Annotated in this window: 18 protein-coding genes; 12 read left to right on the top strand and 6 right to left on the bottom strand. The window is 69.6% G+C overall.

The genetic code is table 11. The features are described 5' to 3' along the window. Window positions 1–147 precede the first annotated feature (147 nt). From sdhC to ACK4JY_RS01900, 6 genes are all read left to right on the top strand, one after another. Window positions 148–621 carry a succinate dehydrogenase, cytochrome b556 subunit gene (gene sdhC, locus ACK4JY_RS01925; RefSeq protein ID WP_409602509.1) on the top strand — a complete coding sequence of 158 codons (474 nt, stop codon included), beginning with the start codon at window positions 148–150 and terminating at the stop codon, window positions 619–621. Continuing rightward, on the top strand, window positions 618–1,025 hold the full coding sequence (sdhD, locus tag ACK4JY_RS01920; protein ID WP_409602508.1) for a succinate dehydrogenase, hydrophobic membrane anchor protein: 408 nt from the start codon (window positions 618–620) through the stop codon (window positions 1,023–1,025). Before sdhC ends, sdhD begins: the two co-directional genes overlap by 4 nt. Window positions 1,026–1,029: 4 nt before the next feature. Then, entirely contained in the window at window positions 1,030–2,817 is a 1,788-nt protein-coding gene (sdhA, locus tag ACK4JY_RS01915; RefSeq protein WP_409602507.1) for a succinate dehydrogenase flavoprotein subunit, read from the top strand. Window positions 2,818–2,819: 2 nt separating this feature from the next. Then, window positions 2,820–3,620 (top strand): succinate dehydrogenase iron-sulfur subunit, encoded by an 801-nt coding sequence (locus tag ACK4JY_RS01910; RefSeq protein ID WP_409602506.1) that lies wholly within the window; start codon window positions 2,820–2,822, stop codon window positions 3,618–3,620. A gap of 1 nt (window position 3,621) precedes the next feature. Beyond that, the gene (locus tag ACK4JY_RS01905; RefSeq protein WP_409602505.1) at window positions 3,622–3,942 is read left to right on the top strand and encodes a 2Fe-2S iron-sulfur cluster-binding protein; all 321 of its coding nucleotides are present in this window, start codon (window positions 3,622–3,624) and stop codon (window positions 3,940–3,942) included. A 70-nt stretch (window positions 3,943–4,012) separates the two neighbouring features. Then, the gene (locus tag ACK4JY_RS01900; protein WP_409602504.1) at window positions 4,013–4,342 is read left to right on the top strand and encodes a PilZ domain-containing protein; all 330 of its coding nucleotides are present in this window, start codon (window positions 4,013–4,015) and stop codon (window positions 4,340–4,342) included. Here ACK4JY_RS01900 and ACK4JY_RS01895 read toward each other — a convergent pair. Continuing rightward, a complete protein-coding gene (locus tag ACK4JY_RS01895; RefSeq protein ID WP_409602503.1) occupies window positions 4,339–5,193 on the bottom strand; it encodes an HAD family hydrolase in 855 nt (284 codons plus the stop codon). The two genes, ACK4JY_RS01900 and ACK4JY_RS01895, sit on opposite strands and share 4 nt — an antisense overlap. Before the next feature lie 151 nt (window positions 5,194–5,344). Here ACK4JY_RS01895 and ACK4JY_RS01890 point away from each other — a divergent pair, with 151 nt between their 5' ends. Continuing rightward, window positions 5,345–5,953: an ankyrin repeat domain-containing protein gene (locus ACK4JY_RS01890; protein WP_409602502.1), complete on the top strand. Its 609-nt coding sequence runs from the start codon at window positions 5,345–5,347 to the stop codon at window positions 5,951–5,953. Window positions 5,954–5,957: 4 nt separating this feature from the next. Here ACK4JY_RS01890 and ACK4JY_RS01885 read toward each other — a convergent pair whose 3' ends face one another. Continuing rightward, complete coding sequence (locus ACK4JY_RS01885) at window positions 5,958–8,282, bottom strand: ATP-binding protein (RefSeq protein WP_409602501.1); 2,325 nt, start codon at window positions 8,280–8,282, stop codon at window positions 5,958–5,960. 130 nt (window positions 8,283–8,412) lie between these two features. Here ACK4JY_RS01885 and ACK4JY_RS01880 point away from each other — a divergent pair, with 130 nt between their 5' ends. The 4 genes from ACK4JY_RS01880 (at window position 8,413) to ACK4JY_RS01865 (ending at window position 11,957) form a co-directional block, all read left to right on the top strand. Next, window positions 8,413–8,817 (top strand): metallopeptidase family protein, encoded by a 405-nt coding sequence (locus ACK4JY_RS01880; protein ID WP_409602500.1) that lies wholly within the window; start codon window positions 8,413–8,415, stop codon window positions 8,815–8,817. Window positions 8,818–9,296: 479 nt separating this feature from the next. Continuing rightward, window positions 9,297–10,454, top strand: coding sequence for a 23S rRNA (adenine(2503)-C(2))-methyltransferase RlmN (rlmN, locus tag ACK4JY_RS01875; protein WP_409602499.1), 1,158 nt, complete (start codon window positions 9,297–9,299; stop codon window positions 10,452–10,454). A gap of 230 nt (window positions 10,455–10,684) precedes the next feature. Further along, window positions 10,685–11,128, top strand: a complete 444-nt coding sequence (locus tag ACK4JY_RS01870) for a DUF350 domain-containing protein (RefSeq protein WP_409602498.1) — start codon at window positions 10,685–10,687, stop codon at window positions 11,126–11,128. 4 nt (window positions 11,129–11,132) lie between these two features. Continuing rightward, a complete protein-coding gene (locus ACK4JY_RS01865) occupies window positions 11,133–11,957 on the top strand; it encodes a serine protease (RefSeq protein ID WP_409602497.1) in 825 nt (274 codons plus the stop codon). A 1-nt stretch (window position 11,958) separates the two neighbouring features. Here the strand turns inward: ACK4JY_RS01865 and ACK4JY_RS01860 are convergent, their stop codons facing one another. The 4 genes from ACK4JY_RS01860 to ACK4JY_RS01845 form a co-directional block, all read right to left on the bottom strand. After that, window positions 11,959–14,823 carry a M16 family metallopeptidase gene (locus ACK4JY_RS01860; protein ID WP_409602496.1) on the bottom strand — a complete coding sequence of 955 codons (2,865 nt, stop codon included), beginning with the start codon at window positions 14,821–14,823 and terminating at the stop codon, window positions 11,959–11,961. An 89-nt stretch (window positions 14,824–14,912) separates the two neighbouring features. Continuing rightward, window positions 14,913–15,800 (bottom strand): hydrogen peroxide-inducible genes activator, encoded by an 888-nt coding sequence (locus ACK4JY_RS01855; RefSeq protein ID WP_409602614.1) that lies wholly within the window; start codon window positions 15,798–15,800, stop codon window positions 14,913–14,915. A 93-nt stretch (window positions 15,801–15,893) separates the two neighbouring features. Continuing rightward, window positions 15,894–18,131 carry a catalase/peroxidase HPI gene (gene katG, locus ACK4JY_RS01850; protein WP_409602495.1) on the bottom strand — a complete coding sequence of 746 codons (2,238 nt, stop codon included), beginning with the start codon at window positions 18,129–18,131 and terminating at the stop codon, window positions 15,894–15,896. A gap of 131 nt (window positions 18,132–18,262) precedes the next feature. Beyond that, on the bottom strand, window positions 18,263–19,039 hold the full coding sequence (locus ACK4JY_RS01845) for an EcsC family protein (RefSeq protein WP_409602494.1): 777 nt from the start codon (window positions 19,037–19,039) through the stop codon (window positions 18,263–18,265). A 109-nt stretch (window positions 19,040–19,148) separates the two neighbouring features. On the opposite strand from ACK4JY_RS01845, the gene mdh reads away from it, so the two are divergent. Continuing rightward, window positions 19,149–20,111, top strand: a complete 963-nt coding sequence (gene mdh / locus ACK4JY_RS01840; RefSeq protein WP_409602493.1) for a malate dehydrogenase — start codon at window positions 19,149–19,151, stop codon at window positions 20,109–20,111. The last annotated feature ends 132 nt before the right edge of the window (window positions 20,112–20,243 follow it).

Below are 20,243 nucleotides of genomic sequence, written 5' to 3'. Positions count from 1 at the left end.
CAAAGCGGATGCCCGAAACCCGCGAATTCGTGATCGGATCGCCGCAGGCGGGCCGTGTGCGTTGACCCCCGCCGCGCCGCTGGACTAAAGCCTGATCACCGATTTCGAGCGGCTGATTTCGCTCAGGTTTCTGAGAACCATTCGCATATGTCGATCTCCCCCCTGCCGGGCGACGCTTCGAACGATCCGGCCGACGATCAGTCCGGCCGTTTCGTGCTCCAGCCCAACGGCCGCGTCCGCCCCCTGTCGCCGCACCTGCAGGTCTGGCGCTTCCATCTGACCATGCTGGGTTCGATCCTGAACCGGGTCGCCGCCGGCGCCCTGTCGTTCGGCGCCCTGTTCGTGGTCGGCTGGCTGGCGGCGGCCGCCTTCGGCCCCGACGCCTACGCCGGTTTCACCGCGGTCATGGGCTCGCCGGTCGGCCTGCTGGTCTGGTTCGGCCTCAGCCTCGCCGGGGCCTACCACCTGACCTCGGGCATCCGGCACATGACCTGGGACGCCGGCGAGGGCCTGACGCCGAAGACCGCCACCAATCTGACCGTCGTCAGCATGGTCGCCGCCGTCCTCATCGTCGCCGTCTTCTGGGGCGCGCTGTTCCTGACCGGGAGGGTCGTGCTTTGAGCCTGCGGACCAAAACCTACCGTAACGGAGTCAAGGTCTCCGAGCGCCACGGCGCCGGCGAATGGCTGCAGGAGCGGATCTCCTCCCTGATCCTCATCCCGCTGACCCTCTGGGGTCTGTGGAGCGGCTGGACCCTGTCGGGCGCCGGCTATGACGGCGCGCTCGAGTGGTTCCGCTCGCCGGTCAACGCCGTGCTTCTGGCCCTGACCCTGCTGATCAGCCTGTGGCACATGAACATGGGCGCCAAGGTCATCATCGATGACTACATCCACCGTCCGGTTTCGCGGAACACCCTGGTCGGCGGCATCGGCCTGCTGTGCCTGGTGCTGGCCGCGGCGGGCGTCTTCTTCATCGTGCGACTGGCGCTGGGCTCCGCCCCCCTGCCGGCCGGTTTCGGAGCCTGATCGCGTGGCTGCTGCTTATGAATTCGTCGACCATGCCTATGACGTCGTCGTCGTCGGGGCCGGCGGCTCCGGTCTTCGCGCCGCCCTCGGCGCCGCCCAGCAGGGGCTGAAGGTCGCCTGCGTCACCAAGGTCTTCCCGACCCGCTCCCATACCGTCGCCGCCCAGGGCGGCATCTCGGCCTCGCTGGGCAACATGGGCGAGGACAGCTGGCAGTGGCACATGTACGACACCGTCAAGGGGTCGGACTGGCTGGGCGATCAGGACGCCATCGAATACCTCGTCCGCAACGCGCCCAAAGCCGTCTATGAGCTCGAGCACTGGGGCGTGCCCTTCTCCCGCACCGAGGAAGGCAAGATCTACCAGCGCGCCTTCGGCGGCATGACGCGGAACTTCGGCGAGGGCCCGGTGCAGCGCACCTGCGCCGCCGCCGACCGCACCGGCCACGCCATCCTGCACACCCTGTACGGCCAGTCGGTGCGCCGCGAGGTCGAGTTCTTCATCGAGTATTTCGCCCTAGACCTGATCATGCAGGACGGCGCCTGCACCGGCGTGACGGCGCTCAAGCTCGACGACGGTGTGATGCACCGCTTCCGCGCCAAGATGGTGATCCTGGCCACCGGCGGTTACGGCCGCGCCTATTTCTCGGCCACCAGCGCCCACACCTGCACCGGCGACGGCAATGCCATGGTGCTGCGCGCCGGCCTGCCGCTGCAGGACATGGAGTTCGTCCAGTTCCACCCGACCGGCATCTACGGCGCCGGCTGCCTGATCACCGAGGGCGCGCGCGGCGAGGGCGGCTATCTGACCAACTCCGAAGGCGAGCGCTTCATGGAGCGCTACGCCCCGACCGTGAAGGACCTCGCCCCGCGCGACATGGTCAGCCGCTCCATGACCATCGAGATCCGCGAAGGCCGCGGCGTCGGTCCGAACAAGGACCACATCCACCTGCACCTCGACCACCTCGACCCGGCCATCCTGCACGAACGCCTGCCGGGCATCTCCGAAAGCGCCAAGATCTTCGCTGGCGTCGATGTCACCAAACAGCCGATCCCGGTCCTGCCGACGGTCCACTACAACATGGGCGGCATCCCGACGAACTATCACGGCGAGGTCCTGACCAAGGTCGGCGACAACGCCGACAGCGTGGTGCCCGGTCTGATGGCCGTGGGCGAGGCGGCCTGCGTCTCGGTGCACGGGGCCAACCGCCTCGGCTCCAACAGCCTGACCGACCTGGTCGTCTTCGGCCGCGCCGCCGGCCTGCGCTGCGGCGAAGTCGTCGACAAGGCCTCGGCCGTGCCCGACGCCCCCGCCTCGGCCACCGACGGCCACCTCGCCCGCCTCGACCGCTTCCGCCATGCGAACGGCTCGACCCCGACGGCCAAGCTGCGCATCGAGATGCAGCGCGCCATGCAGTCCGACGCCGCCGTCTTCCGCACCGGCAAGACGCTGGAGGAAGGGGTCGCCAAGCTGCGCGCCATCCACGCCGGCGGGGCCGACATCAAGACCACCGATCGCGGTCTGATCTGGAACACCGACCTGGTCGAGACGCTCGAATACGATAACCTGATCGACCAGGCCCTGGTCACCATCGAGAGCGCCCTGAACCGCACCGAGAGCCGCGGCGCCCACGCCCGCGAGGACTATCCGGACCGCAACGACGCCGAGTGGATGAAGCACACCCTGTCGTGGAAGGTCCCGACCGAGCCGGTCAGGATCGACTACCGCCCGGTGCATAACTACACGATGTCCGACGACATCCAGTACATCGAGCCGAAGACGCGGGTTTACTAGAGATGGTCCAGCTCACCCTCCCCAAGGGCTCGAAGCCCTCCACCGGCAAGGTCCACAAGGCCCCCGCCGGCGCGAAGAACGTCAAGACCTACAAGGTCTATCGTTACGACCCCGAGGTCGACGCCGATCCGCGCTGGGACACTTTCGAGGTCTCGGCCGACGACCACGGCCCGATGCTGCTGGACGCCCTGATCCACATCAAGAACGAGATCGACCCGACCCTGTCGTTCCGCCGTTCGTGCCGCGAGGGCATCTGCGGCTCCTGCTCGATGAACATCGACGGCCGCAACGCCCTGGCCTGCACCAAGGGCTGGGAGGAGTGCACCTCCTCGACCATCTCCATCGCCCCGTTGCCGCACCAGGCCGTGGTCAAGGACCTGGTCACCGACCTGACCCTCTTCTACGCCCAGTACGACTCGATCCAGCCCTACCTCCAGTCCGACGAGCCGGACCCGGAGCAGGAGCGCATCCAGCTGCCGGAAGACCGGGCCAAGCTGGACGGCCTGTACGAGTGCATCCTGTGCGCCTGCTGCTCGACCTCCTGCCCCAGCTACTGGTGGAACCAGACCGAATACCTCGGCCCCGCCGCCCTGCTGCAGTCCTACCGCTGGATCGCCGACAGCCGCGACGACGCCACCGACAAGCGGCTCGACGACCTCGAGGACCCGTTCAAACTCTACCGCTGCCACACCATCATGAACTGCGCCCAGGTCTGCCCCAAGGGTCTGAACCCGGCCAAGGCCATCGCCGAGACCAAGAAGCTGATGGTCTCGCCCAGCCGCAAGAAGACCGAGGCCGCCTGACTTGGCCAGGGTGACCTACATCGAGCACGACGGCCGCGAGCATGTCGTCGAGGTCAAGAACGGCCTCTCCGTCATGGAGGGGGCGATCCGTAACAACGTCCCCGGCATCGACGCCGACTGCGGCGGGGCCTGCGCCTGCGCCACCTGCCACGTCTATGTCGACGAGGCCTTCGCCGCCGAGACCGGTCGCGCCTCGGCCATGGAGGAGTCGATGCTCGACTTCGCCGAGAAGGTCCAGCCGAACAGCCGCCTGTCGTGCCAGATCCGCGTCAGCGACGACCTCGACGGCCTGATCGTCCGCCTGCCCGAATCCCAGCACTGAGTGCAGGCGTGGGCCGCGCCGGTGCGACGATGAAACCGGATCGAAACCCCAGGCTGCTAGCGGTCGAACCATGAACCGGCCGGAAGACCGCAGACTGGAGCCCCGCTCGCCCGCCAATGCGCGCGGCGTCGTCGTCGCGCCCGGGCTGGAGCTGGGCTGTCTGATCCTCGACCTGTCAAACGCCGGCGCCCGTCTGCGGCTGGACCGCAATCTCGCCCTGCCCGAGCGGGTGATCATCGTCGACGTCGCCCAGGCCACCGCGGTCGAGGCCCAGGTGGCCTGGCGCAAGGGTCAGGAGGCCGGGGTCAAACGTCTCGGCCCCGGCGCCTCCCTGCGCGGTCTCGTCCCGTCGCGCCTGACGACGGCGCGCGAGGCCCTGATCCGCGCCGGCGGCCGCTAGACGCCGTCCGGCATCGTCCCCGAGGTGATGGCGATCCGCCCGATCAGCCCCTTGACGATCAGGTCCAGCGCCGACCCCGCGCGATAGTCGGCGGCGGCGACGAAATTGACCCGGTCCTCCGAGATCAGCCCATAGATCTTCTGCTGGTCGCGCTCGGAATTGCGCGGATCATAGACGGCGATCGAGAAGCCGCCCTTGGTGTGCATCATCTTCATCGTCGGCACGTCGGTGTCGCCGTCGCCGAGGAAGATCATCCGCTCGAACGGCACCGGCCGGTCGTCGTCGGCCATGAAGCGGTTGATCTTCTCGTGCTCCCAGTGATTGAGCACGCCCTTGTTGATCCTGAACAGATACTGGGTCTTGGTCGTGTAGTTGACGCCGACCGCCGGCCAGATCGCCACGCCCTGGTCGTCATAGACGAATTTCGACGCGAACACGTGGCGGAACTCCGGCCGGATCGGGCAGCCGTCGATCATCTCCTCCAGCCCGGCCGAGATGATGTAGTGCTCGATCTCCAGCCCGTATTTCGCCCCCACGGCGTTGATCCGGTCGAACCATCCCTCGCCGGTCAGGTCCGACCTCAGCCCGTCGAACAGCTTCACGTCCTGGCCATGATCGCGGAGCAGGGCGCGGGTGATCGGCGCCTTGTTGGCCCGCGCGTGGTTCAGCATCAGCTGCATATACATCAGGATGCCGTCGCCATCGGCGTCGCGGGTCAGCCGTTCGGCCTCCTCCCAGAAGGCGCCCTTCTCCATTCCGACCGACGGAATGAAGGTGACCTCCTGCATATTGCCCCGCGCCAGGGTGCCGTCGAAATCGTAGATCAGCGCGGTCTTGAGGGGCTTGGCCATTGGGGGTCCGGCGACGATGATGGAGCGGTGTCCAGTGGCTAGTGGGTGGTGACGAGGGTGTCAAAGCGCTCCCCGACGTCCGGATGACGAAACCTTAAGGTCAGAAACCCGCCCGCTTCTGCCATGATCGAAACCTGATCAAGGAGCGGGCATGTCGAACTTCCAGATTTTCACCGGCCGCGACAGGCTGGTCCTGTCCCTGGCCGTGGTGGCCGTGGTGGGCGGCGCGGCGCTGCAGGCGTCGGCCCAGACAGCGTCCGGATCCTGGCTCGTCGATGCGGCGCGCAACGCCGACACCGGCGCGGCGCGCGTCTTTCTGGATCGGGGCGCGGACGTCAACCACGCCCGTGCGGGCGATGGCACGGCGTTGATCGTCGCCGCGCGGCTGGGCGATCTGGCGATGACCCGGCTGCTGGTGAACGAGGGCGCGGACGTCAACCGGTCCGTCGCCGGCGACGCCAATCCGCTCATCGCCGCCGCGTCGCATGGCCAGCTGGAGGTCGCTGAATTCCTGATCGCCGAGGGCGCCGACGTGAACGCCGTGGTCAAGGACGATGAGACGCCCCTGATCAACGCCGCGCGCGAGGGTCACCTCGAGATGGTGCGCAAGCTCGTGGCCAGCGGCGCGGACGTCAATCTCGCGGTCCGGGTCGAGCTGCCGTCGGGCGGCTCCGAACTGCGGTCGCCGCTCAGCCAGGCGCGTCGCAATCGTCACCGTGACGTCGCGGAGTTCCTGGTCGCCCGGGGCGCCCGCGACTAGCCCCTCACCCCAGCCGCAGCTCCGGCGGAACCGCCACCCCCGCCGCCTCCAGCGGCAGGTGCAGGATGAAGGCCGCGCCCTTGCCCGGCTCGCTCTCGACCTCGGCCCAGCCGCCGTGCAGCTCGACCAGGGCCTTGACCAGGGCGAGGCCGACGCCCGGCCCGCCGCGCTCGCGCTTGACGAAGCGGTCGAAGACATGGGCCTGCAGATGGTAGGGAATGCCGCGCCCGGTGTCCTCGACGCGGATGCGCACCTCGGCCGGCGCCGCCTCGGCGATCAGGGTCACCGCCCCGCCCTCCGACACCGCCCGCGCGGCGTTGTCGAGCAGATACTCCAGTGCCTGGCCGACCCTCTGCGCGTCGGCGCGGATCGGCCTCAGTCCCGGCGGGCAGCGGACCGTCAGGCTCGCGCCGCGCCCCTCGATCCGCTCGCGCACCCTGCCCGCCGCCTCGTCCAGCAAGTCGGACACCCGCACGTCGCCGAGCGTCAGCTCCATCTCGCCGGCGTCGATCTGGGCCATGTCCAGCACGTCGTCGATCGATCCGGCCAGCTGGCGGGCGGCGATGCGGATGGCCCCGGCGTGCTGGCGGCTGCGCTCGGGCAGGTCGGCCTGGGTCTCCAGCAGTTCGGAATAGCCGACGATGGTGGTCAGCGGCGTGCGCAGCTCATAGGAGACGCTGCCGACGAATTCGCGCTTCAGCGCCGTCGACTCTTCCAGCGCCTGGGCCTTGGCGGCGAGGGCCTGCTCCAGCCCGCGCCGGGCGGTGATGTCGGAAAACGCCACCAGGGTGGCGCCGTCGGGCAGCGGCCGGGTCTGCCACGAGGCGATCCGCCCGTCGGTGGTCCGCCCCTCGCCGGCGATCGGCACCCGGCTTTCCGGATCGGGATCGGCCACCCGCGCCTTCAGGCCCAGCCACAGGGCCGGATCGGGCATGGTCCGGTGGCACAGGGCGGCCACGGCGTCGAAATCCCCGGCCGCGTCCAGCGCCTCGCCGCCGACGCCCCAGAAGGTGTCGAACGCCTCGTTGTGCAGCCGGATGCGCCCGTCCGAGCCGAACACGGCGACGGCGTCGTTCAGCTTGTCCAGCGTCGCCTTCTGCACCTGGATCTGCGCGTTGAACCGGCTGCGCAGCTTCAGCTCGTCGGTGATGTCCGAGAACAGCAGCAGCACCCCGCCCAGCGGGTGCGGCTGGCGCACCACCCGCAGCGTCCGCCCGTCCGGCAGGGACCAGCTGTCGTCCGGCGCGGCCTCGGCGGCGCCGTAGAAGTCCAGCTCGTTGGATTTCCAGCCGGCGTAGTCGATGACCTCGGGCAGCAGCCGGCGCTGGCGCAGCCGGTCCAGCAGCTCGGCATGGGTCGGCCGCTCGTCCAGCCACGCCGGGTCGATGTTGAACAGGGTCTGGAACGCGGTGTTGTGGAAGGCCAGCCGCTTGGACGGCCCGAAGATGGCCACCGCGTCGGCGAGGTGGTTCAGCGTCTCGTCATGCGCCTCGACGTGACGGCGCAGGGTGTCGCGCGTCTCTTCGGCCTCGGTCATGTCGAGGGCGAAGGCCAGCACCGCCCCGGCCCCGCCAGGGGCCGGCTCGGCGACGATCCGCCACGCCCGCCGCCGTCCGCCGCCGGTGGTCCAGCGGAACCCCTCTTGGCGCTGGTGCAGCCGTCCGGCCTCGGCGACGATGGCGTCGGCCCCGCGGTCGAAGGTCAGCCCCTTCTCGCGGGCCGCGTCGATGTTCTCGGCCTTCATCTCGGCCAGCCACGCCTTGTTGGCCCAGGCCAGCCGCCCGGCCGCGTCGGTGATCCACGTTGGGGCGGGATAGGCGTCGGCCAGCAGGCCCAGGCCGCTCTCGGCCGCCGTGCCGACCAGCCCCAGCCGCGACAGCCGCAGCCACGCCGCCCCGGCCGAGGACCGGCCCTCGACGGCCCAGGCCCCGCCGACGCCGTCCAGCACCGCGTCGAAGGCCTCGCCCTGATCGATCAGCCCGTCCAGTCGCGGCCCGGCCGCCGCCCGGATCGCGTCCAGCACCACCAGCGCCGGATCGGCGCCGTCGTCCTCGCGACCGCCCAGTTCGCGCGTGATGGCGCTCCACGCCGCGGGCGAGCCGAGCCGGCGGGTGTGGCCTCCGGGAGTCAGCGCCAGCCGGGCGTCCTCGAACGCCGCCAGCGCCCCGTCGCGGTCGGCGAGAGCGGCGCGCGCGACCGACAGGTCGGCTTCCGCGACGTGCGTCCGCGCCGCCAGCCGGCCGCGCAGCCGCGCCGCCCAGGCGCTGAGCGCCAGCGCCAGCCCCGCGGCGCCCGCGGTCGCGACATAGGCGATGTCGGCTTCCGCCATCGTGATCGTTCAGCTCCCGCCCTGATTCGGTAACCATACCGCATGAGGGGCTAGGGACTAGGGACTAGGGACCAGGTGCATCCGTCGCGGACTTCTCAACATAGCCCCTAGCCCCTAGACCCTAGCCCCCATGAAGTGGACCACCCAACCCGCCCCCTCCCTCGAGGACTTCGCCCGTCTGGCCCGCGAGGCCTTCGACGCCCTGCCCGAGCCGTTCCGCTCGCTGGCCGGCGACGTCGTCATCCGCATCGACGACTTCGCCGATGAGGAGATCCTGGCCGGCTTCGGCATGGAGGACCCGTTCGAACTGACCGGCCTGTATCACGGCGTCGATGTCGGCCGCCGCGAGGGTCTCGGCCCCGCCCCCGAGGCCTCGCGCATCTTCCTCTACCGCCGCCCGATCCTCGACGAATGGTGCGAGCGCGGCGACGTCGGCCTGTCCGAGATCATCGCCCACGTCCTGATCCACGAAATCGGCCACCATTTCGGCCTGGACGACGACCGGATCGACGAAGTCGAGGACGGGGAGGACTGAGTCGGGCGCTCCCTTCTCCCCTTGGGGGAGAAGGTGCCCCGGAGGGGCGGATGAGGGGTGAGCCGGCTCCGGACCGGGTGTCAGCCAGTTCGCCGCAAACATCCCCCTCATCCGGACGGCTTCGCCGCCCACCTTCTCCCCCGGAGGGGAGAAGGAACGTGTTCACCGCGCCGCAAATCCGCCGCCAGCCATCACAATCTCACCCGCCAACCCGCTGTTTTTCCTCACCACCACCCCCGCCCCAGCGTCCTGAACCCGCCACAGGGCGCGGCGGTGGTAGGCTCGCCCCGGTCTTTGACAATCAACGCCCCGCGCCGCCGCTTAGGTGGCGCTCCGGCGAACCGGACGATCTGCACTATCTGGACTATCTGGACGGTGTTCCTCGTTTTTACCCGGGTAAAACCCCCGGCGCGCCCCCGCCTTAAATCCTTCCCGATCTGTGGTATAAGCCGCGCCTCCCGCCACCCAAGGACGTCCCCTTGAGCCTGACGCTCGATCTTTCGCGCACGCCCGCCGCCGACAGGCCGGCGGCCCCCGTCAACCTCTCCGGTCTGACGCGCGCAGGCCTGCGTCAGGCCCTGATCGACGCCGACGTCTGCCCGCCGGAAAAGGCGAAGATGCGCGCCAGTCAGGTCTGGGGCTGGATCCACCACTACGGCGTCACCGACTTCGCCGCGATGAGCAACATCGCCAAGGATACCCAGGCGAAGCTGGCCGAAGCGTTCACCCTCGCCCGGCCCGAGATCGTCGAGCGTCAGGTGTCGAAGGACGGCACCCGCAAATGGCTGATCCGCACCGCCCCGGGCATCGAGATCGAGACCGTCTACATCCCCGACGTCGGCCGCGCCGGCGCCCTGTGCGTCTCGTCCCAGGTCGGCTGCACCCTGAACTGCACCTTCTGCCACACCGGCACCCAGAAGCTGGTCCGCAACCTGACCGCCGCCGAGATCGTCGCCCAGGTCCAGGTCGCCCGCGACGACCTCGAGGAATGGCCGTCCCCGAAAGAGGACCGCCGCCTGTCCAACATCGTCTTCATGGGCATGGGCGAGCCGCTGTATAATCTCGACCACGTCGCCGACGCGATCGACATCATCAGCGACAACGAGGGCATCGCCCTGTCGCGCCGCCGCATCACCGTCTCGACCTCCGGCGTCGTGCCACAGCTCGATGAACTGGGAACCCGCACCCAGGCCATGCTGGCGATCAGCCTGCACGCCACCAACGACGCCCTGCGCGACGTGCTGGTGCCGCTGAACAAGAAATACGATCTCGAACAGCTGATGGCCGGCATCCGCGCCTATCCGGGCCTGTCCAACGCCCGCCGGGTGACCTTCGAATACGTGATGCTGAAAGGCGTCAACGACAGCCCCGAAGAGGCCCGCGCCCTGCTCAAGCTGATCGAGGGCATCCCCGCCAAGGTGAACCTGATCCCGTTCAATCCGTGGCCGGGCACCGACTACGAATGCTCGGACTGGAAGACGATTGAGCGCTTCGCGGCGATCCTCAACAAGGCCGGCTACGCCAGTCCGATCCGCACCCCGCGCGGCCGCGACATCCTCGCCGCCTGCGGCCAGCTCAAGTCCGAGAGCGAAAAGGTGCGGGCGTCGACGCTGCGCAAGGCGGCGCAGGCGGCGTAAGCCGAGTGACTCGTGGTTAGTGATTAGGGGTTCGCCGCTTCACTGGCGGCGGAAGGGCGGCGCGGACCGGGCCGTCTCACCGGCAGTGGCCAGCCACTAATCACTGACCACTAACCACTCCCTCCCCGACACACACCGACACTAATCTTGACCAACTGTGTCCCCGCCGCGCTTGCGGATTGGGGCGGGAATGGGGCACAGCCTCGGCCGTGACAGCCGCCCGGACACCCATGGACTCCTCGTCTCTCGCCACCGTGCTCGAAAGCCCCGAGGCCCAGGCCTTCGCCACCGGCTTCCCCACGACCGTCGCCCACCTGTGCGTCACCCTGGCCCTGCTGGCGATCGGCGCGGTGATCTACGCCCTGCTGACCCCGTGGAAAGAGATCGCCCTGATCCGCGACGGCAACGCCGCCGCCTCGGTGGCCTTTTCCGGCGTTCTGATCGGCCTCGCCATCCCGCTGGCGGTCAGCCTCAGCGTCTCCACCTCGGTGCGCGACATCCTGATCTGGGGCGTGGCCACGGTGGTGTTGCAGCTGCTGGTCTTCCGCATCGTCGACCTGTTCCTGACCGGCCTGCCGCAGCGCATCCACGAGGGCGAGGTCTCGGCCGCCGTCCTGCTGGTCGGCGCCAAGCTGGCCACCGCCGTGATCCTCGCCGCCGCCCTGACCGGCTGAGGCCATGGCCCGTCCGCCCGACTGGGTGATCTACACCCTCGTCCTCTCCGCCCTGATCGGCCTGTCGCTGGGCCAGCGCGAGAACGCCGACGCCCCGCCCGCCCCGCCAGCCCCCGACGAGCTGGAGGGCGCCCTGCTCGGCCCGGTCACCCCGTTCGATCCCGCCGTCACCGTCAACGCCCCGGACATCCCCTTCCAGCCCGCCTCCGGCACCGCCTTCTCGATCGCCAGCGAGGGCCGCTGGGTGACCGCACGCCACGTGGTCGAGGGCTGCCGGCGTCCGGCCATCATGGTCGGCGGCGGTCGCGCCGTCGCCGCCGACGTCCGCCTCGCCCCCCGCGCCGACATCGCCGTGCTGCAGACCGCCGGCGCTCCCGCCGCCCTGCCGGTCGCGACGGAGGACTCCCTGCGCAAGGGCCAGCGCGCCTTCCATCCCGGTTATCCGCAAGGCCGCGCCGGCGAGGTCACCTCGCGCCTGCTCGGCCGCGAGACCCTGCGCGTGCGCGGCCGGGGCCAGCGCGACGAGCCGGTGCTGGCCTGGGCCGAGGTCGGCCGCACCGACCGGCTGGGCGGCACCCTGTCGGGCCTGTCCGGCGCCCCGGCGCTGGACCGGCAAGGCCGCGCGGTCGGCGTGACCATCGCCGAGAGCCCGCGCCGCGGCCGCCTCTACACCACCGCGCCCGATACCTTCGGCCCCGCCGTCCGCGGCCTGCAGAAGGCCGACGAGCCGCTGACCGGCCGCACCGTCACCATCGACAACTACGGCCTCGTCGCCGACGACCTGCGCCGCGACCTGCGCGTCGCCCAGGTCGTCTGCCTCTCGACCTGACCTACCGCAGCGCTGCCGAGTCGATGTTCAGCTCGCTCAGCGGGACGACCTCGAGGTCCGGATATTTGGCCCGCAGTCCCTCGAGGAAGACCGAGGCGTCGCCGACGATGACGAGGCTGGCGTCAGCCGGCGACAGGTGCTCGGCCGCCGCCGCCTGGATCTGCGCCGGGGTCACGCCATTGACGTCGTCCCCATAGGTCGCCAGCTCCGACAGCGGCAGGCCGTACAGCGCCAGATTGGCGACCAGCCCGCCCAGGCCGTCGACCGTCTCCAGCGAGCGGCCGAAGCCGCCGATCAGGGTCGCCTTGCGCGGCGCCAGTTCGGCCGCGGTCGCCTCGGTCGCCGACAGCCGGGCGATCTCGGCCAGGATCAGGTCCGCCACCTCAGGCACGGCGTCGTTGCGCGTCTGCGCCGAAGCCGAGAGCAGGCCCTCGTCCTCACGCGTGCTGAGGCTGGAATAGGCGCCATAGCTCAGACCACGCTTGATGCGGATCTCCTGGCTCAGCCGCGCCGAGAAACCGCCGCCCATCAGGCCGTTGGCGACCAGCACCGGGAAATAGTCCTCGTCGGTCCGGGCGATGCCGCGCATGGCCGCATAGACCGCCGCCTGTCCCGCGCCCGGCTGGTCGATGACGATGACCCGCGGGGCCACGGCCGGGCCGGCCGGGTCCGCAACCGGCGTCGTGGCCGGTCCCGCCTGCCAGTCGCCGAAGGCTTCCTCGGCCAGGGCCTGGGCGGCGTCCGGGGTGATGTCGCCCGAGAACACCAGCGTCGCCCTGGCCGGCTGGTACATGCCGCCGTGGAAGGCGACGAGGTCCTCACGCGCGATCGACGGTATCGAGGTCGGCGTGCCCGACCCCGGAACCCCATACGGCGCGTCGCCAAACACGGCGCGGGCCGCGGCCAGACCCGCGACGGGACCGGGCTGCGACAGCTGCACCCTCAGGCCGTTCAGCGTCTGGGTCTGCTCGCGCTCCAGATCCTCGGCGGTGAAGGCCGGGTTGCGCACCACATCGGCCAGCAGGGCCATGGTCTGCGGAAAGACGTTCGACGGCGAGGAGGCGAAGACGGTGGTGAAGTCGACGCCGGCGCTGGCGCCGATATTGGCCCCGAGACGCTCGATCTCGGTGGCGATCTCGGGCGCCGTCCGGCTCTGCGTGCCCTGGGTCAGCAGGGAGGCGGTGAAGCCGGCGACGCCGGCCTTGCCGCCCGCCGCGTCATCCGCCGTGCCGGCCTCGAAATTGAGCCGGGCCGAGACCAGCGGCAGGCCGGGCTTGGGCGCGACCAGCACCCGCAGACCGTTGGCGAGGCGGCGCTCGGCCACCTGCGGCGTCGCCGGATCGACGGCGGTTCCGGGCTCCGGCAGCGGCGTGCGCTGGCCCTCGGGCAGCAGGGTGACCCGCTCGCCCGCCGGGGCCAGATCGGCCAGGGTCACCGGCGCCGTGAACACCTCCTGCACCGGCGAGGCGGGGTTCTCGTCGGTCGCCTGCAGATAGCGCATGGCGATGGCCCGATCGTCGGTCAGATACTGCCGCGCCACCCGCTGCACGTCCTCGACGGTGACCGCCTGGATGTTGGGGATGTCGCGGTCGGCCGTGGCCGGGTCGCCGGTCATGATCAGGGCGTAGCCGAGCGAGAAGGCGCGGCCGTCGATGGTCTCCAGCCCGCGCAGGGCCTGGGCCGTCAGCTCGGTCTTGGCCTCGGCCAGTTCCGCCGCGGTGACCGGTTCGTCGCGCAGGCGGGCGACCTCGGCGCGCAGCGACGCCAGGCCCTCGTCCGCGGTCTTGCCCTCGCTCATGATGGCGTAGGTGTTCAACACCCCGACCTGCTGCTGCTGGCTGTTGGACGAGCTGGCCGTGGTGGCGATCTGCTGGCGATAGACCAGGGACTGGTACAGGCGCGAGCTCTCGCCCGTCGACAGGATGCCGTCCAGCACGTCGAGCGCGGCGCGGTCGGCATGGTCATAGGGAACGGTCGGCCAGGTGATCTGCACCATCGGCAGCGGCACATTGGGGCCGTAGAAGGTGGCTTCCCGCGCCGGACCGAAGGTCTCGGGGACATTGTTCTCGGGCAGCGGCCGGCCCGGATTTTCGATGACGCCGAAATACTGGTCGATCCAGCGGTCCAGCTGGGCCTGATCGAAATTGCCGGCCACGATCAGATAGGCGTTGTCGGGCCGGTAGAAGGTCTCGTGGAAGCGCAGCACGTCGTCGATGGTCGCGGCGTCGAGGTCGGCGATCGAACCGATGCCGGGGCGGCGGTAGGGGCTGTCCTGGAAGATGAAGGCCTGGGAATGCAGGCGCTGGAACCGGCCGTAGGGGGTCGACAGCACCCGCAGGCGGAACTCCTCCTTGACCACGTCGCGCTCGCTCTCGAACGTGGCCTCGTCAACGACCAGCGACCCCATCCGGTCGGCCTCGGCGAACAGCATCCGCTCCAGATGCTGCGCCGGCACGGTCTCGAAATAGTTGGTCACGTCCAGGCCGGTGGAGGCGTTGTTCGAGCCGCCCACGTCCTCGGTCAGGCGGTCGAAGGTCTCCTGCGGCAGGTTCCGCGTCGCCTTGAACATCAGATGTTCGAACATGTGGGCGAAGCCGGAGCGTCCCTCGGGGTCGTCCTTGGCGCCGACCTTGTACCAGACCTGCACCGTCACGTTCGAAGTGGCCGCGTCGCGCGCCGTATAGACCTTCAGCCCGTTCGGCAGGACTCGCTCGCGGAAGCCGAGCGGCGGCACGACGATGGACCCCGGCCCGTCCTGCGCGGCGCCGACGGGCGCGTGGAGCGGCGCATCGAAGGCCTGCGCCGATGCGGCGACGCCCAGCAGCAGGGCGGAGATCGAGACGGCGGCGAACAGGCGGGTTTTCATGGTGCGGCTCCGGAGGCCCGTCGCGCACGGGCAAGGAACCCTATCAGGGCGAAAATCCGGCGCACCTTACGGAGTTGTAATACGGCCGCTCAGTCGATCTTCAAGGCCTCGGCCAGCAGCCTGGCCTCGGCGGCGCGGCTGGAGCCGGTCCGCCAAGCCACGACGATCTCGCGCCGCGGAGCCTTGGCCGAGATATGGCGCACGACCACGCCGGGCATGTCCGCCAGCCCGGCCCGGACCGCCATTTCGGGCAGGAAGCTGACCCCCAGCCCTGAGGACACCATCTGCACCAGGGTGTGCAGGGAGGTGGCGGCGAAGACGTCGTCGCCCTTCGGCGGATCGATGTCGAAGGCGGCCAGGGCCTGGTCCCTCAGACAATGGCCGTCCTCGAGCAGGATCAGGTCCTCGGCCTTCAACGAGCCGGGGGCGATCGGCCCGCCGGCGGCGAGCGGATGGCCGACCGGGGCGGCGGCGAGGATCTCGTCGTCGCCGATGCGCGCATGATCCACGCCCTGTGCGGAATAGGGCAGGGCGATCACGGCCGCGTCGAGGTGGCCGGCTTTCAACGCCGCCACCAGACGCGGCGTCAGGTCCTCGCGGATGAACAGCCGCAGGGCCGGATAGGCGATCTTCAATCCGGGCAGTTTGGCGGGCAGCAGAAAGGGCGCGACCGTCGGGATGACGCCGAGCCGGAACCGGCCCGACAGCGGCTTGCCGGCGTTCCGGGCCGCCTCGACCAGATCCTCGGTGCGGGCCAGCACGTCCTCGGCCCGGCGCACGGCCTCGGCCCCGACGGCTGTCAGCTGGACATTGCCGCGCGTGCGCTCGACCACCGAAGCGCCGAGGATCTTCTCCAGCTCCTGCACCCCGGCCGACAGGGCCGGCTGGCTGACGTGCGCCGCCTCCGCCGCGCGACTGAACGAGGCATGTTCGGCCAGGAGCTTGAGATACTGGAGCTGTCGCAGGGTCGGGAGCATGCGCCCGACATAGGCGCTCGCTATGTCGAAAGCCATGGCGATCTACCTAATCTATGAGAGTCCCCGGCGGCCCGCAGGCCGCCGGGGGGTGTCTCAGGCGTCGACCGCGGCCGTGCCGAACTCTTCCTCGAGGGTCACGTCGAACCGGTCGGCGTTCATCACCTTGGTCCACGATCCGACGAAGTCGCGAACGAATTTTTCGCCGGCGTCGGCAGAGGCGTAGACCTCGGACAGGGCCCGCAGTTGCGAGTTGGAGCCGAACACCAGATCGGTGCGCGTCGCCGTCCACAGCTCCTCGCCGCTGATCCGGTGGGAGCCGACGAAGACCTCGTCGCCACGGTCGTCGACCTCCTTCCACGCCGTTCCCATGTCGAGCAGGTTGACGAAGAAGTCGTTGGTCAGCTGGCCCGGACGTTTGGTCAGAACCCCGTGCGGCGAGCCGCCGTGGTTGGCGCCGATGACCCGCAGGCCGCCGACCAGCACCGTCATCTCCGGCGCCGTCAGGCCCAGCAGCTGGGCCCGGTCGACCAGCAGCTCCTCGGTCGGCACATTGAAGCGCACCGACAGATAGTTGCGGAAACCGTCGGCCTTGGGCTCCAGCACCGCGAAGCCCTCGACGTCGGTCTGTTCGGCGCTGGCGTCGGTGCGGCCCGGGGTGAAGGGAACCTCGATCGAATGACCGGCCGCTTTCGCCGCCTGTTCGATCCCGACCGAGCCGCCGAGCACGATCAGATCGGCGATCGAGACGTTGGTCCCGGAGGCCGCCTTGATGTCTTCATAGACCTGCAGCACCCGCGCCAGCTGGTCCGGCTCGTTGACGTCCCAGCTGCGCTGCGGCTCCAGCCGCAGCCGGCCGCCATTGGCGCCGCCGCGATGGTCGGAGCCGCGATAGGTGACCGCCGCGGCCCAGGCCGTCTTGACCAGCTCGGCCACGGACAGGCCCGAGGCCGCGATCCGGTCCTTCAGCGCCCGCACGTCGGCCTCGCCGATCACCGGCCCCTGACGCCGCGGGATCGGGTCCTGCCAGATCAGATCCTCGGCCGGCACTTCCGGGCCGAGATAACGGACCTTGGGCCCCATGTCGCGGTGGCACAGCTTGAACCAGGCGCGGGCGAAGGCGTCGGCGAAATAGTCCGGATCGGCCCGGAATTTCTCCATGATCGCGCGGTATTTCGGATCGACCTTCAGCGCCATGTCGGCCGTGGTCATCATCGTCGGCACGAGCTTGCCCGGCACGTGGGCGGCGGGCGCGAGCGTGTCGTCCGGATTGCCGACCGGCTGCCACTGTTTCGCCCCGGCCGGGCTGCGGACCAGTTCGTACTCATGGTCCAGCAGCATGTCGAAGAAGGTCATGTCCCACTTCGTCGGCGTCGGCGTCCAGGCGCCTTCGAGGCCCGAGGTGATGGTGTGGTCGCCGATGCCGCTCTCATGGCCCGACTGCCAGCCCAGACCCTGCTGGGCGATGTCCGAGCCTTCCGGATCGGCGCCGACCTTGGACGCGTCGCCGTTGCCGTGCGCCTTGCCGAAGGTGTGACCGCCGGCGGTCAGGGCCACCGTCTCCTCGTCATTCATCCCCATGCGCGCGAAGGTCTCGCGCATGTCGCGGGCCGACTGCAGCGCCTGGGTGTTGCCGCCCGGCCCTTCCGGGTTGACGTAGATCAGCCCCATCTGGATCGCCGCCAGCGGGCTTTCCAGCGCCTTGCCGGCTTCCTCGTCGATGCGCGTCTCGCCCAGCCACTCTTCCTCGGTGCCCCAGTAGACGTCCTTCTCCGGCTCCCAGACGTCGGCGCGGCCGCCGCCGAAGCCGAAGGTCGGCCCGCCCATCGATTCAATGGCGACGTTGCCGGCGAGGATCATCAGATCCGCCCAGGACAGGTTGGCCCCGTATTTCTGCTTGATCGGCCACAGCAGGCGCCGCGCCTTGTCGAGGTTGGCGTTGTCCGGCCAGCTGTTCAGGGGCGCGAACCGCTGCTGGCCCGAGCTGGCCCCGCCGCGTCCGTCGCCGGTGCGATAGGTGCCGGCCGAGTGCCAGGCCATGCGGATGAAGAAGGGGCCATAGTGGCCATAGTCCGCCGGCCACCACGGCTGGCTGTCGGTCATCAGGGCGGTCAGGTCGCGCTTGACGGCCGCATAGTCCAGCTTCTTGAAGGCCTCGCCATAGTTGAAGCCGTCGCCCATCGGATCGCCCGACCGGCCCTGCTGGTGCAGGATGTCCATGGTCAGATGGTTGGGCCACCAGTCGCGATTGTTGCGTCCCAGCAGGGTCCGCAGGGCCGCGGGCTCCTTCTTCGGATCATTGAGGGGCGTGGGTCCGCCGGCGTTTCCGTCCATGGTCTTCTCCTGCGTTCTGGGCGCGATTGGAGGGAGCCTAGGCTGAAGCTTGCGGAAAGGAAAATCGATAAACGTTGTCGCCAGCCATAGATGAATTTATCAAAGCGGATGCAGCGCGGTGGCGGCTGCGCTCAGGCGCTCTCCGCCAGCCACCGCATCCGGCACGCCATGATCGCCGTCTCGCCCAGCCGGTCGACCAGCCGCCAGTTGACCACCACCCCGACCGGCGCGCCGACCACGGGAATCAGTTGGGCCATCTTGGCCAGGTCGATGTAATCCCGATACTCGATCTGGAATTTCCTCCAGTCGTATTCCGTGATCACCTCGGGCTGATCGATCCCGGCGATCCAGCGCTCCAGTTCCGCAAGCGCCTCGGGCCGGCGTTTGGCGCTGGCGAAGGCGAGGTGGAAGATGTGCAGCACGAACAGCCGCTCGCGGACCGAGCCGCCGCCCCAGCCATAGGCGGCGACGATGTCGCCCAGCATCCTCACCTTGATCGCCATCAGGACCGGAAAGTCCGCCGCCGCCAGCACGAACCCGCCGGCCCCCGCCACCCCGCCCTCGACGCTGGCGGTGTTGCGATAAACCCTGATCGCCGCCCGGGCCCTGAGTTCGCGCGCCGCCAGCGACCCCTCCGGCCGCGGCTTCGCCTTCAGCAGGTCCGAGCCGAACAGAATGCCCTTCGTCATCGCCTCGACGCCGGCGGTGATGATGGCGTGCACCCGCTCCGGGATGATCCGGTTGATCCGCTCCTGGGTTCCGCGCGTCGCCTTGTCCCACAGCCCGGGCCGCTTCAGCACCTTCGCCCGCCAGGCCGCGACCTCGGCGCGCACGGTCGTGTCGTCCACGACGGTGATCAGGCCGGGCGGCGTGTCCTCGGCGGCGATGATCTGGGGCAGGCTGGCCATGACGGCTCCGGGTGACGCGGCGTTACGGTTGCAGGCGAAAGCGCGCGGGTCTAGACCGCCGCCCGACAGCGATATCGCATCGCACACCTTCCTCCCGGAGATGAAATCTATGGCTCGCGCGAAGATCGCCCTTATCGGCGCCGGCATGATCGGCGGCACCCTGGCCCACGTGGCGGCGCGTGAAGCGCTGGGCGACATCATCCTGTTCGACATCGCCGAGGGCACGCCCCAAGGCAAGGCGCTGGACATCGCCGAAGCCACCGCCGTCATCGGCACGGACGTCTCGTTGAAAGGCGCCAACGACTATGCCGACATCGCCGGCGCCGACGTCTGCATCGTCACCGCCGGCGTGCCGCGCAAGCCGGGCATGAGCCGCGACGACCTGATCGGCATCAACCTGAAGGTCATGAAGGCCGTCGGCGAGGGCATCAAGGCCCACGCCCCCAACGCCTTCGTCATCTGCATCACCAACCCGCTCGACGCCATGGTCTGGGCGCTGCAGAAATTCTCGGGTCTGCCCAAGGAGAAGGTCGTCGGCATGGCCGGCGTGCTCGACTCGGCGCGGTTCGCCTACTTCCTCGCCGAGAAGACCGGCGTGTCGATCCAGGACATCAACGCCTGGACCCTGGGCGGCCACGGCGACGACATGGTGCCGATGGTGCGCCACTCGACCATCGGCGGCCTGCCCCTGCCCGACGCGGTTGTGGCCGGCTTCCTGTCGCAGGCCGAACTGGACGCCATCGTCGACCGCACCCGCAAGGGCGGCGGCGAGATCGTCGCCCTGCTCAAGACCGGCTCGGCCTTCTACGCCCCGGCCGAGAGCGCCATCGCCATGGCCCGCTCCTACCTGCTCGACCAGAAGCGCGTCCTGCCCTGCGCCGTCTGGCTGTCGGGCGAATACGGCCTCAAGGACCTCTATGTCGGCGTTCCGGCCCTGATCGGCGCCGGCGGCGTCGAGAAGGTGATCGAATTCACCACCAATGACGACGAAAAGGCCATGTTCAAGAAGTCGGTCGAGTCGGTCCAAGGCCTGATCCAGGCCTGCAAGGACATCGACGGCTCGCTGGCCTGAGGCCCCTTACGGCGGCGGCTCCCGGGCCGCCGCCGAACGCCTGTGCGGCCCGGTCTCCTGACCCCCGCCGCCGACCCCGCAACGGCGTCGGTTTCGCTCGCAATTCTCCCGGAAAATCCTATATCTTGTCGG

Source organism: Brevundimonas sp. (genome assembly GCF_046295595.1).
In the GTDB taxonomy this organism is placed as follows: Bacteria; Pseudomonadota; Alphaproteobacteria; order Caulobacterales; family Caulobacteraceae; genus Brevundimonas.
The sequence above is the reverse complement of the archived record's forward strand: the minus strand, read 5'-3'. Positions and strand labels throughout refer to the sequence as shown.